A 12,401-nucleotide genomic window follows, 5' to 3' on the forward strand; every position below is an offset into this window, starting at 1 on the left:
AGGCCCGGTGGCAAGGGCAGCACGGGCGCCATGCAGCGGCCGAGCATCGTGCGAGCGTCAAATTCGGTCGCGCGTGGTCTGGCGGCGCTGCGCCTGGAAAAAGGCCTTCGCGTCAGCGATGTCCTTGTGAATGGCGGCCTGCAACGCCTCCAGCCCGTCGTAGCGGGCTTCGTCTCGGAGTTTGTGCAGCAGTTCCACGCGCACGATTTTACCGTAGCCCCCTTCGAGGCCGAGGTGGGCCGGCCAATCAAAGCAATGCACTTCCAGCAGCACGCGACCGGTTTCGGTCACCGTGGGGCGCACACCCAGGCTGGCCACGCCCTCCAGAGGCTCATCGGCCAGCCCGTGGGTGCGCACCACGAAGATGCCGGTGGTGGCGGGCTTCTCGTGCCCAAAGCGCACGTTGAGCGTGCGGCAATCCAGGCTGCGCCCCAGTTTCTGGCCGTGCACCACGTGACCGCTCACGGTGTACGGGCGCCCCAGCAGGGTGGCCACCTGGGCCATGTCGCCCGCGGTCAGCGCTTCACGCACCACCGACGACGACACCCTCAAGCCGCGCACCTCGTAGCTCATCATGCGGGCCACCTCAAAGCCCTGGGCCTGCCCGGCGGCGTCCAGCATGGCGTAGTCGCCGGCCCGCTTGGCGCCAAAACGGAAGTCATCGCCCACCAGCACGTAGCGGGCACGCAGGCCGTCGACGATGACCTGCTGCACAAACGCCTCGGGGCTGAGGGCCGCCAGGCGTGCGTCAAAGGGCAGGATGACCACCTGATCGACCCCGCAGCGCTCCAGCTCGGACAGCTTGTCGCGCAGCGTGGCGATGCGGGCTGGTGCGAGCTCGGGCTTGTCGGCCAGGGCCGCGAAGTAATCGCGTGGGTGGGGCTCGAAGGTGAGCACGGTGGCGGGCACGCCCCGGTGCAGCGCCTCGTTGCGCAAAAGGGCCAGCATGGCCTGGTGCCCACGGTGAACGCCGTCGAAATTGCCGATCGTCAGGGCACAGGTCGGCGCCAATGCCGCATGGTGGAAACCGCGAAAGACTTGCATGGTGCGCGAATTATCGACCGGAACCAGCCCCTGAGCGCTCAAGGCAGCACGATGGCGGGATCGTCAATCCAGCGCCATTGCCCGGCGGGCATATCGTCTGGCAGGGTCAGGCGGCCAATCTGGCTGCGGTGCAGGGTCTCGACCCGGTTGCCCACCGCCGCCACCATGCGCTTGACCTGGTGGTACTTGCCCTGCAGCAGGGTCAGGCGCAGGTGCAGGGTGTCGGCCTCGGCGGCCGCGGCCGCCACCGGCTCGGGGTCGTCGTCCAGCACCACGCCCTTGAGCAGCTTGTCGCACATGGCCTGGGTCACCGGGTGCTTGCAGCCCACCTCGTACACCTTGGGCACGTTCTTCTTGGGCGAAGTGAGCTGGTGCAGCAAAGGGCCATCGTCGGTCATCAGCAGCAGGCCGGTGGTGTCTTGATCCAGCCGGCCCACGGGCTGCAGGCCCCGGCGGCGCAGCGGCGGCGGCAGCAGGTTGTGCACGCCCGGCCAGGCCCCGGGCTTGAGCGAGCACTCGTAGCCCGCCGGCTTGTGCAGCATGATCAGGGCACGCACGTGGCTGACCCAGGGCTGCCCCTCCACCACCATGTCCAGCCCGTCGGCGGGGAACACCGCCTCGGGGTCATCGACCGTCTGGCCGTTGACCTGCACCAGGCCATGGAGGATGAGGCCATCGCAGGTGCGGCGCTCGCCAAAACCCTGATCGAACAGGATGTCGCACAGGTGCTGGTGCCCGGCAGGAAGTCTTTGTTTTTTGGCCACGAGATCGTCGTCAATAGCGGCGCGTCAGCCGCAATGTTTCGTTGGTCTGGTTCATCTGGAATCGACCGAGGAAGGAATTGCCCAGCAAAACCACGGGCATGGCCATCGGCACCACCGAGGCCTCGACATCAAACACCTCGACGTTCTGGATGCGCACCGAACGCAAGTTGACACGGTAAGCCCGGACCACGCCGTTGGCTGTGCCCATCTGGATGGGGGTGCCATTCTCGAACTTGATGCCCAGGCGCCGGGCCTCTTCAGCGCCCATGGCCACCGACGTGGCCCCGGTGTCGACCACAAAGCGCACGCTGCGCCCGTTGATGGCGCCCTGTGCAAAGTAGTGCCCGCCAGTGCCGGCCATCAGCACGATCTCGCGCGCGCCACCACCGCCGCCACCCTGGCCCATGATGATGGTGGGCACACCACCCAGGGTGATGGTGTCACGCTGGCCATCGACCTCGATCACGGTCTGGTCGCTCTGAACACTGACGACCTTCACGCCCTGGTGGGACTGGCCTGCGGCCAAGGCCTTCGGCGCACCACCATTGATGACCAGCAGGGCCTTGCCGCCCATGTGGCCCGTCATGGCCACGCTGGCCGCCTGGGCACCTGCGCCCAGCACCAGGGCGGTCAAAAGGCATGTCACCCGAAGGCACGAGAGGGGCATCGCCATGCGGGGCTCAATCCCGGAAGTTGTCAAACGAGAAGGGATGATCTGGCAACTCCTTGCGGATCAGGGCCATGGCCGCCTGCAGGTCATCGCGCTTGTTGCCCTGAATGCGCACATCTTCGCCCTGGATGCTGGCATTGACCTTCATCTTGCTGTCCTTGATCACCTTGACGATTTTTTTGGCCAACTCGGACTCGATGCCGGCCTTGATCGTGACGATCTGCTTGACCTTGTCGCCGCCGATCTTTTCGACCTTGCCCACGTCCATGAACCGAATGTCCACCTTTTGCTTGGTGAGCTTGTTGTACAGCACGTCACGAACCTGGTCGATCTGGAAATCACTGTCGCCGTAAACAATCACCTGCTTTTCCTTCTTCTTGAACTCCAGCGCGGCGCTGGTGCCCTTGAAGTCGAATCGGGTGCCGATTTCCTTCATGGCGGTGTCCACCGCATTGCCAACGGATTCAAGATTGGGGTCGAGTTTGGTGTCAAAGCTGGGCATGGGTTCTCCTTTGTCTGCGAAAATTCTGCCATGTCCCTGTCGCCGTCCACCCCAGCCACCGCTGTTTCTGTCGAATTACCGATGGAACGAGGCGCCAGCCTGCGCAGTTTCAACAGTTTCGGCCTGCCATCCAACGCCCAGACGCTGGTGCGGATTCGATCGACGGCGGACGTGCGTCGCGTGGTGGACCACCCCGAGCTGGGCCGTGCGCCCAAATTCGTCCTGGGCGGTGGCAGCAACCTGGTCTTGACCCGTGACGTGCCGGCCTGTGTGCTGAAGATGGAGATCGAAGGCATCCGGCTGCTGCACACCCATGAGGACGCCTGGGTGGTGGAGGCCGGTGCGGGGGTGGTCTGGCACGATCTGGTGGCCTGGTGCCTGGACCACGGGCTGCCAGGACTGGAGAACATGGCCCTGATTCCGGGCACGGTGGGCGCCGCTCCGGTGCAGAACATCGGTGCTTATGGGGTCGAGCTCAAGGACCGCTTCGAGTCGCTCGACGCCGTGGACCTCGTCACAGGCCGCACCGTGACCCTGGACGCTGCCCAGTGCCGCTTTGGCTACCGCGACAGCATTTTCAAGCAAGGGCTGGCGGGCAAGAGCGTGATCACGACCGTGAGGCTGCGCCTGCCCAGACCCTGGACGCCCATGCTGGGCTACCTGGAACTGGAGCGCAAGGTGCTGGAGACCGGCATCTCGGCGCCCGATGCACGCCAGATCTTCGATTGGGTGTGCGCCATCCGGCGGGCCAAATTGCCAGACCCTGCCGTCATCGGCAATGCGGGCAGCTTCTTCAAGAACCCCGTGGTGACGGCCGAACAATGCCGTGACATCATCGGACGCGACCCGCACGTGGTGCACTACCCTCTGGACGATGGCAGCTTCAAACTGGCAGCAGGCTGGCTGATCGACGCCTGTGGATGGAAGGGCAAATCCATCGGGCGTGCGGGTGTGTATGAGAAGCAGGCCCTGGTGCTGGTCAACCGAGGCGGCGCCAGCGGCGCCGAGGTGGTGACCCTGGCCAGGGCCATTCAAGAAAGCGTGTACGGCCGCTTCGGCATCCGGCTGGAGCCGGAGCCGGTGGTGGTGTGAGGCCGTCGCCTCAGGCCTTGCTCAGCCAAAGTGGCAGATGTAGTGGTAGGGCTCGCCCTCCACCTTGATCTCGAACGACGAATTGCCAGGCACGTTGTAGCTTTCGCCCGGGCCGTAGGTCTTCCATTCGTCCGAGCCCGCCATCTTGACGGTGCACTGGCCGGCCACGGTTTCCATGATCTCGGGCGCGCCGGTGTTGAACGTCAGGCTGGCGGGCAGGATGACGCCCACGGATTTGCGGGTGCCATCGGCCAGGGTGACGGTGTGCGACACGCACTTGCCATCGAAGTACACATTGGCCTGCGTGTTGACGGTGCCGGCCAGGGTGGTGGTGCTCATGCTTGAAACTCCTTGAAATCGATCACTTGGCCTTGGCGGCCTTGGGGGCGGCCTTCTTGGCGGCAGGCTTCTTGGCGGCAGGCTTGGCGCGAACCGAGGCCGCGCGCTTGGCCTTCACGTTGGCACCGATGCGCAGGCGCAGGGCATTCAGCTTGATGAAGCCAGCGGCATCGGCCTGGTTGTAGGCGCCGCCGTCGTCGTCAAAGGTTGAAATCTTGGCGTCGAACAGGCTGTCGGTCTTGGAATCACGGCCGGTGCACATGATGGTGCCCTTGTACAGCTTGAGCTTGACGGTGCCGTTGACGGTTTCCTGGCTCTTGTCGATCAGGCCTTGCAGCAGTTCGCGCTCGGGGCTGAACCAGTAGCCGTTGTAGACCAGACGGGCGTAGCGCGGCATCAGGTCGTCCTTGAGCGCCAGCACTTCGCGGTCCAGCGTGATGGACTCGATGGCGCGGTGGCCGGTCAGCAAGATGGTGCCACCGGGGGTTTCGTAGCAGCCGCGGCTCTTCATGCCCACGTAGCGGTTCTCGACCTTGTCCAGGCGGCCGATGCCGTGCTTGCCGCCCAGCTCGTTGAGCTTGGTCAGCACTTGCGCGGGGGTCATCTTCACGCCGTTGATGGCGACCACGTCACCCTTGGCGTAGGTCAGCTCGATGGTTTCGGCCTTGTTGGGCGCCTTCTCGGGCGACACGGTCAGGCGCCACATATTGGCTTCGGGCTCGAAGTTCGGGTCTTCCAGCACGCCGCCTTCGTAGCTGATGTGCAGCAGGTTGGCGTCCATCGAGTACGGGGCGCCGCCCTTGCGCTTCTTGAATTCCACCGGGATGCCGTGCTTGTCGGCGTAGGCCAGCAGCTTCTCGCGCGAGAGCAGGTCCCACTCGCGCCAGGGGGCGATCACCTTCACGCCGGGCAGCAGCGCGTAGGCGCCCAGCTCGAAGCGGACCTGGTCGTTGCCCTTGCCGGTGGCGCCGTGCGAGATGGCGTCGGCCTTGCTCTTTTTGGCGATCTCGACCAGGCGCTTGGCGATCAGCGGACGGGCAATCGAGGTGCCCAGCAGGTATTCGCCTTCGTACAGCGCGTTGGCGCGGAACATGGGGAACACGAAGTCGCGCACGAACTCTTCGCGCAGGTCTTCGATGTGGATGTTCTCGGGCTTGATGCCCATCTTCAGCGCCTTGGCGCGCGCGGGTTCGATCTCTTCACCCTGGCCGATGTCGGCGGTGAAGGTGACGACCTCGCAGCCGTACTCGTCTTGCAGCCACTTCAGGATGATGGAGGTGTCCAGGCCGCCAGAGTAGGCCAGCACGACCTTCTTCACGCCGGAGGCGGCCTTCTGGGCCACGGCAGGGGCAGCAACAGGCGCCGCAGCGGCGACCTTGACAGGCTTGGTGGCCTTGGTGACTGGAGAGGCCTTCGTGGATTTGGACATGGTCAGGCAGAAGTGAAGAACGAAACCCCGAATTCTAGTCTCGCTGTGGTGGGCTGCCGCGCCTCACTCACCCAAACAGCTCACCCTGGGCAGACGCCGGACGCCACACCGAAGGATCAAAGCCGCTGGTGTCCAGCATGGGGCCGGCGTGCCCCAGACCGTGGCGGGCGGCCGCCTTGCGCACCCGCTGCCGTATCAGTTCGCCCCAGACGCCCTGCCCCTTCATGCGCAATCCAAACGACGACTCGTAGACCTTGCCACCACGCAGGTCGCGGATGCGGGCCAGGATGCGCTCGGCCTTGAGTGGCACATGGTGCTGCAGCCACTCGGTGAACAGGGGCTCAACCTCCCAGGGCAGGCGCACGATGGTGTAGTGGATGGCCTGGGCCCCCGCCTGGGCGGCCGCCTCGATCAGGCGCTCGATTTCGGGCTCATTGAGGAAGGGGATGATGGGGGCCACATTGACGCCCACGGGCACGCCCGCCTCACGCAGCCGTTGCACGGTGCGCAAGCGCCGATGTGGCGCAGCAGCCCGGGGCTCCAGAATGCGAGACAGCCCCGATTCGAGCGTGGTGAGGCTGACCATGACGTAGGTTTGCTGCGCCGCCGCCGAGCGGGCCAGGATGTCCAGATCACGCTCCACCCCGGCAGACTTGGTGACCAGCGTGTAGGGGTGACCACAGGCCTGCAGCACGGACAACACGGCCCGCGTGATGCCCCATTCGCGCTCGATGGGCTGGTAGCAGTCGGTGGCTGCGCCGATGGCGATGGGCGAGCAGCGATGCGAAGGCCGAGACAGCTCGCGCTGCAGCAACTCGGCCGCGTTGACTTTGGCCGTCAGGCGGGTTTCGAAGTCCAGCCCTGGCGACAGGTTGAGGTAGCTGTGTGTGGGGCGGGCGTAGCAGTAGATGCAACCGTGTTCACAGCCCCGGTAGGGGTTGAGCGACCACTCGAAGGGGATGTCGGGCGAGTCGTTGCGCGACAAAATGCTGCGCGCTTGCTCGGGCACGACCTCGGTGAGCCAGCGCGCCCCCGAGGGTGCATCCTCGGCATCGCTCCCATCGCGCCCATCGACCGGCCAGCCATCGCCCTCGGCCTCGCGGGCATCGCCCATGAAGCGATGTGGCAGGCGCGTGGCCGTGCCTCGGCCTTTGCTGGGCTGGGCCCGCTGCCTCAGGTCGGGCCAGGCAAGGGGTGGGTCATGGTCATCTGGCTGCATACTGTATTTTTATACAGTATGCAGCCGATCAGCAAGCCCTGCTCACCCCTCCCCGTACACCACCGTCGGCTCGGCCTGGGGCATCAGCTCTTTGAGGCGCTTGAGCGCCTGATCGCTGGGGAAGACGCGGGCGCGGTCGCCCAGGTCGAGCTCGCCCCGGGCCGAGATCTCGGGCGTGTGGCGCTCGACGATGACGCGCAGGGGCAGGCCCTGCACGGCGTCGGGCAGGTCGGGCTCAGCCGCAGGCACGCGCTTGGCCGGGAACTCTTGCAGCAGCGTGTCGATGGGCAGGGCCTGGTCGCGCGCCACCAGGCGCACAAAGCGGGCATGACGACACCGGGCCGCGGCCAGGCTCATCACCTGCTGCACGTTCAGGCGCAAGCCGCCTGAGAATCGGTCGGTTTGCACCTTGCCCTGGATGATGAGCAGCTCGTCGTCTTTCAGGGTGTCCTTGTTGGCGTCCAGCGTGTCCTGGTTGGCCACGGCCTCGATGGATTCGCTCTTGTCGTCCAGCTTGAAGATGGCCACGCGGCCGCGCTGGCCGTTGATGATGCGCATCTCGCTGACGATGCCGGCCACCATCTGCGGCTCGCGGCTGTCTTGCAGGTCGCTGATGCGCTTGGCAAAGCGGCGCACCTCGCGCTCGTGCTCGTCAAACAAGTGGCCCGTCAGGTAGAAGCCGATGGCGGTTTTTTCCAGCGTCAGCTGCTCTTTGGTGGACCAGGGCTCGGTGGGCACCAGGTCGGGCTCGTTGGTGGATGCTGCGTGGCTGTCACCAAAGTCGAACAGGCCGCCCTGGTCGGCGTTGGCGGCCAGGGTGTCGGCGTATTCAAACGCCAGGCCCACGCTGGCCAGCAAACCGGCGCGGTGGGGCACCAGGTTGTCAAAGGCGCCGGCCTTGATCAGGGCCTCGACCACGCGCTTGTTGACCAGCTTGCGGTCCACCCGGCAGCAGAAATCAAAGAAGCTCTTGAATGGGCCGTTGGCCTCGCGCTCGCGCACGATGGCCTCGATGGCGCCCTGCCCCGTGCCCTTGACGGCGCCCAGCGCGTAGCAGATGGTTTTGCTGTCGATCGGGATGAAGCGCCACTGGCCCTGGTTCACATCGGGCGGCGTGAAGCGGATGCCGAAGTTCTGCGTGGCGTCGTCGTGGAAGATCTTGAGCTTGTCGGTGTCGTCGCTGGCAATCGTCATGTTGCCTGCGAAGAACTCGGCGGTGTAGTGCTGCTTCAGCCAGGCCGTGTGGTACGCCAGCAAGGCATACGCGGCCGCGTGCGACTTGTTGAAGCCGTAGCCCGCGAACTTCTCCATCAAGTCGAAGATCTCGTTGGCCAGTTGTTCGCTGATGCCGTTCTTGGCCGCACCTTCGGCAAACAAGCCGCGGTGGTGCTGCATCTCCTCGACCTTCTTCTTGCCCATGGCGCGGCGCAGCAGGTCGGCGCCGCCCAGCGAGTAGCCCCCCACGATCTGGGCCACCTGCATCACCTGCTCCTGGTAGACCATGATCCCGTAGGTCTCCTTGAGCACCGTCTCCATCAGCGGGTGCGGGTAGGTGACCTCTTCCTTGCCGTGCTTGCGGGCGCAGAACGAGGGGATCAGGTCCATGGGGCCCGGACGGTACAGCGCCACCAGCGCGATGATGTCCTCGAAGACGCTGGGCTTGGCGTCGCGCAGCATGCCCTGCATGCCACGGGATTCCAGCTGGAACACGGCCACGGTCTTGCCCTCGGACAGCAGCCGGTAGGTGGCCGCGTCGTCCAGCGGGATCTTGGCGAAGTCGAAGTCCTTCTGGTCCGGGTGGCGGGCCATGATGAACTCTTTGGCCGTCTCCAGGATGGTCAGCGTGGCCAGGCCCAGGAAGTCGAACTTCACCAGGCCGATCTGCTCGACGTCGTCCTTGTCGTACTGGCTCACGGCCGAGTCACTGCCCGGCTGCTGGTAGAGCGGGCAGAAGTCGGTGATCTTGCCGGGCGCGATCAGCACGCCGCCCGCGTGCATGCCGATGTTGCGCACCATGCCCTCGACGCGCTCGGCCAGCTCCAGCAGCGCGGCCACTTCTTCTTCGGCCTTTTCGCGCTCGTTGAGCTCGGGGGCCTCGTGGCGGGCGTAGATGACCTTGGCCTTGTCGGGGTCGAAGTCGGGCGGCAGCTTGGCCAGCGTCACCGTCTTGCCCGGTGGCGCCGGGATCAGCTTGGCGATGCTGTCCACATGGCCATAGCCCATGCCCAGCACCCGGCCCACGTCGCGCAGCGCGGCCTTGGCGGCCATGGTGCCAAAGGTGGCGATCTGGCTGACGGCATCGCGGCCGTAGCGGTCTTTCACGTAGTCGATGACGCGGTCGCGGTTGCCCTGGCAGAAGTCGATGTCGAAGTCGGGCATGGACACCCGCTCGGGGTTCAGGAAGCGCTCGAACAGCAAGTTGTACTTGAGCGGGTCGAGGTCGGTGATCTTGAGCGCATAAGCCACCAGCGAGCCCGCCCCCGAGCCCCGGCCCGGCCCCACCGGGCAGCCGTTGTTCTTGGCCCAGTTGATGAAGTCCTGCACGATGAGGAAGTAGCCCGGAAAGCCCATCTTCAGGATCGTGTTGATCTCGAAGTCCAGGCGCTCCACATAACGCGGGCGCTCGGCATCGCGCTGGGCCGCATCGGGGAACAGGTGCAGCAGCCGTTCTTCCAGCCCCTGGTGCGACAGCTCGCGGAAGTAGTCTTCCATGGGCTGAGGCTGGCCGTCGGGCATGATCGGCGTGGGGAAGTCGGGCAGCTGCGGCTTGCCCAGCACCAGCGTCAGCGAGCAGCGCCGGGCAATGGCCACCGTGTTGGCAATCGCCGAGGGGATGTCGGCGAACAGGGCCTCCATCTGCGCGGCCGTTTTGAAGTGCTGCTCTTTGGTGAAGCGCTTGATACGCTTGGGGTTGCCCAAGGTTTCGCCTTCGGCCACGCACACGCGGGCCTCGTGGGCCTCGAAGTCGTCGGGCTCCAGAAACTGGATGGGGTGGGTGGCCACCACGGGCAACTGCAGCTTGGCCGCCAGCGGCACCACACCCCGGATGTGGGGCTCGTTGGTGGCGTGTCCGCCGCGTTGAAGCTCGATGTAGAAGCGGCCCGGAAAGGCCTCGGCCAGCTTGCGCGCCCAGGCCTCGGCCTTGCCCGCATCGCCCATCAGCAGGGCCTGGCCCACGGGGCCCAGGTCGGCGCCGCTCAAGCAAATCAGGCCGTCGTTGTTGGCCACCAGCGACTGCCAGAACACCCAGGCGTGGGTGCGTTGCCCGGGGGCCGTCCAGGCCTCGCCCAGCAGCTCGCACAGGCGCAGGTAGCCCTGGCGGTTCTGGATGAGCAGCAGCAGGCGCGTGGGCGCTTTGGCGCCCTCTTCCGGCTCCAGCCACACATCGGCCCCGATGATGGGCTGCACGCCCTTCTTGCGCGCCCCGCTGTAGAGCTTGACAGCCCCGAACAGGTTGCTCAGGTCGGTGACCGCCACCGCCGGCTGGCCGTCCTTGGCCGCCGCCTTGACAAGGTCGTCGATGCGCAGGGTGCCGTCAACGACGGAATACTCGGAGTGGGATCGCAGGTGAACAAAGGCCATGGGCAGGATTGTAAGAAGCCGCTGGGGGGATCGCCGGGGAAGGTCTGGCAATCAGGCCACCAGCAAGCCCTCATCCAGCATCTGCTGAACGATGTTGGCCTGCAGCACGTCCCGGCGGCGCTTGGCGGCCGGGCGCGATGCCAGCCCGGCCATCCACCGCTTGAACTCCACAAACACCGACGGCGCAATGGTGCGCATCAAGGCCATGCGGCCGGTGACCGACACCACGGTCTGCTCAAACCGCGCCACTTGAAGAAACATCTCGGCCCGCTGGGCCTGCACTGGCCAGATGTCGTCCTCATCGTCGGTGAACCGAAACGGATGAGGGTCGCCGTCCACGGCCACCCGACGCAGAAAGTCCACCATGAACCCCTTGTCGTTGATGGCCGATTCCAGTTGGTTGTCCATGCGCCTGAAAGAGCGGTCAGCCCCTTGCAGCACCTTGAGCATGGAGCCGTCCAGCCGATTCATGCGGCCAATGAACTGCACCCGCTTGCGGGCATCCCACAGCAAATCGACGTCTTGCGTCGCCAGGGCGCCGGCCTGGATGCGCACCGACGCCGCCATTTCGTACGCGTACAAGGCATGCGTGCCGACCACCGTGAAGTGCTCGCCCAGCCCCGCCGCCTCCAGCGTGTTGAGCACGCTGACCACCACATTGGGAACGCGCCCCACCTTGAGGGCCTTGTTCAGGCGCTCGGCCTCACGCAGGGCGTCGTCCAGTGAGCGCTTGCGCGCCTCCGCCTGGTGCTTGGCCTGCATGAAGGCCTGGTAGGTGGCCTCGGTATCAGGGGTGCGGCGCCCCAGGCGCTGCTGCCGATTGTCTGGCAAGGTTTTGACCAGGTACTCGTAATCGCCTTCGCGCTTGAAGTACATGCCCCCTGCCACTTGCCGGGCCGATTGCGCGGCGCGCAGCCATTCTTGATGAATGGCCTCGCCATCGATGGCCTGCCGAGCAGCATTGTCAGAGAGGGGTAAGTAATTCATCACCGTACAAATATTGTTTTTGCATTTTGTACGGTGAATCAAATTAAATCAATGACTTAAGAGAACAAACAGTCACGCCGCAGGTGGGTTCACCCCCGGCCCCACGGGCGGAAAGCGCCGGAAGGCCTCGGTGGATTCCATCTGTGCAGCCAGGGCTGCCAGCGCCGGGTGCTGGGCCGCCTGGGCCAGCGCGGGCTCCACCTCGCCCACAAACCGCCAGGCGATGGCGGCGGTGATGCCCGCCTGCCGGGTGGGTTGCCCCTGGGATGGCGCCAGCGCCTCGGGCCGGGAGGCCACTGCGTGCTCCAGCCCCGCCAGCGCGGCCACCAATTGCCCCTGCACACGCGCCAGCCAGGGGCCGTGCTGCTTGTCGGCCGGGCGCAGATTGCGCTCGTAGATGGACTGCACCCCCTTCTCGCACGCGGCCAGGGCCAGGCTCAGCACGCGGAAGTCGTGCTGCAGTGCCTGGGCATCGGTGGGCCACAGATGGCGCCCCTGGCTGTGCGCCGCCTCGATGAACTGCAGGATGAGCGACGAATCCATCAGCGCCTCGCCATCAGGGCAGACCAGGGTGGGCGCCTTGACCACAGGGTTGATGCGCTGAAACTGCGCAAAGGTGCTGACGACGGACACGGCCTCGTGCTCGAACGGTACACCCAGGCAATGCAGAGAGATGGCCACACGACGCACATAGGGCGAATCGAGCATGCCGATGAGGCGGAAGGGGGGCATGGGCGGGCTCCTGGACTGGGCGTGACGAGGGGCAGTATGCG

Annotated in this window: 11 protein-coding genes; 1 reads left to right on the forward strand and 10 read right to left on the reverse strand. The window is 65.6% G+C overall.

Translation table 11 applies throughout. From position 1 onward, the window contains the following. Positions 1-57 precede the first annotated feature (57 nt). Genes WNB94_RS04130 through WNB94_RS04145 form a run of 4 tightly spaced genes read right to left on the reverse strand, consistent with a single transcriptional unit; the run spans position 58 to position 2,980 of the window. Complete coding sequence (locus tag WNB94_RS04130) at positions 58-1,044, reverse strand: bifunctional riboflavin kinase/FAD synthetase (protein WP_341388587.1); 987 nt, start codon at positions 1,042-1,044, stop codon at positions 58-60. A 38-nt stretch (positions 1,045-1,082) separates the two neighbouring features. Beyond that, the gene (locus tag WNB94_RS04135) at positions 1,083-1,808 is read right to left on the reverse strand and encodes a pseudouridine synthase (RefSeq protein ID WP_341388588.1); all 726 of its coding nucleotides are present in this window, start codon (positions 1,806-1,808) and stop codon (positions 1,083-1,085) included. A 10-nt stretch (positions 1,809-1,818) separates the two neighbouring features. After that, positions 1,819-2,481 carry a retropepsin-like aspartic protease family protein gene (locus WNB94_RS04140; RefSeq protein WP_341388590.1) on the reverse strand — a complete coding sequence of 221 codons (663 nt, stop codon included), beginning with the start codon at positions 2,479-2,481 and terminating at the stop codon, positions 1,819-1,821. 7 nt (positions 2,482-2,488) lie between these two features. Continuing rightward, positions 2,489-2,980 (reverse strand): YajQ family cyclic di-GMP-binding protein, encoded by a 492-nt coding sequence (locus WNB94_RS04145; protein WP_341388592.1) that lies wholly within the window; start codon positions 2,978-2,980, stop codon positions 2,489-2,491. Positions 2,981-3,010: 30 nt separating this feature from the next. On the opposite strand from WNB94_RS04145, the gene murB reads away from it, so the two are divergent. Beyond that, entirely contained in the window at positions 3,011-4,072 is a 1,062-nt protein-coding gene (gene murB, locus WNB94_RS04150) for a UDP-N-acetylmuramate dehydrogenase (RefSeq protein ID WP_445819019.1), read from the forward strand. Between the two features lie 21 nt (positions 4,073-4,093). Here murB and ppnP read toward each other — a convergent pair whose 3' ends face one another. From ppnP to WNB94_RS04180, 6 genes are all read right to left on the reverse strand, one after another. Continuing rightward, entirely contained in the window at positions 4,094-4,411 is a 318-nt protein-coding gene (gene ppnP, locus WNB94_RS04155) for a pyrimidine/purine nucleoside phosphorylase (protein ID WP_341388593.1), read from the reverse strand. A gap of 22 nt (positions 4,412-4,433) precedes the next feature. Next, entirely contained in the window at positions 4,434-5,840 is a 1,407-nt protein-coding gene (locus WNB94_RS04160) for an argininosuccinate synthase (protein WP_341388595.1), read from the reverse strand. 67 nt (positions 5,841-5,907) lie between these two features. Further along, positions 5,908-7,059, reverse strand: a complete 1,152-nt coding sequence (locus tag WNB94_RS04165; RefSeq protein WP_341388596.1) for a PA0069 family radical SAM protein — start codon at positions 7,057-7,059, stop codon at positions 5,908-5,910. A 42-nt stretch (positions 7,060-7,101) separates the two neighbouring features. Then, positions 7,102-10,641 carry a DNA polymerase III subunit alpha gene (dnaE, locus tag WNB94_RS04170; protein WP_341388597.1) on the reverse strand — a complete coding sequence of 1,180 codons (3,540 nt, stop codon included), beginning with the start codon at positions 10,639-10,641 and terminating at the stop codon, positions 7,102-7,104. A gap of 51 nt (positions 10,642-10,692) precedes the next feature. Continuing rightward, on the reverse strand, positions 10,693-11,628 hold the full coding sequence (locus WNB94_RS04175; protein ID WP_341388598.1) for a GSU2403 family nucleotidyltransferase fold protein: 936 nt from the start codon (positions 11,626-11,628) through the stop codon (positions 10,693-10,695). A 72-nt stretch (positions 11,629-11,700) separates the two neighbouring features. Further along, on the reverse strand, positions 11,701-12,360 hold the full coding sequence (locus tag WNB94_RS04180; protein ID WP_341388600.1) for a glutathione S-transferase: 660 nt from the start codon (positions 12,358-12,360) through the stop codon (positions 11,701-11,703). Positions 12,361-12,401 lie beyond the last annotated feature (41 nt).

Origin of the sequence: Aquabacterium sp. A3 (assembly GCF_038069945.1) — a bacterium.
Classification (GTDB): Bacteria; Pseudomonadota; Gammaproteobacteria; order Burkholderiales; family Burkholderiaceae_C; genus Aquabacterium.

Coding starts and splice junctions, on each gene's coding strand:
- WNB94_RS04165 (WP_341388596.1), bottom strand. CDS start 7,059: ATGCAGCCAGATGACCATGACCCACCCCTTGCCTGGCCCGACCTGAGG.
- ppnP (WP_341388593.1), bottom strand. CDS start 4,411: ATGAGCACCACCACCCTGGCCGGCACCGTCAACACGCAGGCCAATGTG.
- WNB94_RS04160 (WP_341388595.1), bottom strand. CDS start 5,840: ATGTCCAAATCCACGAAGGCCTCTCCAGTCACCAAGGCCACCAAGCCT.
- WNB94_RS04175 (WP_341388598.1), bottom strand. CDS start 11,628: ATGAATTACTTACCCCTCTCTGACAATGCTGCTCGGCAGGCCATCGAT.
- WNB94_RS04145 (WP_341388592.1), bottom strand. CDS start 2,980: ATGCCCAGCTTTGACACCAAACTCGACCCCAATCTTGAATCCGTTGGC.
- WNB94_RS04140 (WP_341388590.1), bottom strand. CDS start 2,481: ATGGCGATGCCCCTCTCGTGCCTTCGGGTGACATGCCTTTTGACCGCC.
- murB (WP_445819019.1), top strand. CDS start 3,011: ATGTCCCTGTCGCCGTCCACCCCAGCCACCGCTGTTTCTGTCGAATTA.
- dnaE (WP_341388597.1), bottom strand. CDS start 10,641: ATGGCCTTTGTTCACCTGCGATCCCACTCCGAGTATTCCGTCGTTGAC.
- WNB94_RS04130 (WP_341388587.1), bottom strand. CDS start 1,044: ATGCAAGTCTTTCGCGGTTTCCACCATGCGGCATTGGCGCCGACCTGT.
- WNB94_RS04180 (WP_341388600.1), bottom strand. CDS start 12,360: ATGCCCCCCTTCCGCCTCATCGGCATGCTCGATTCGCCCTATGTGCGT.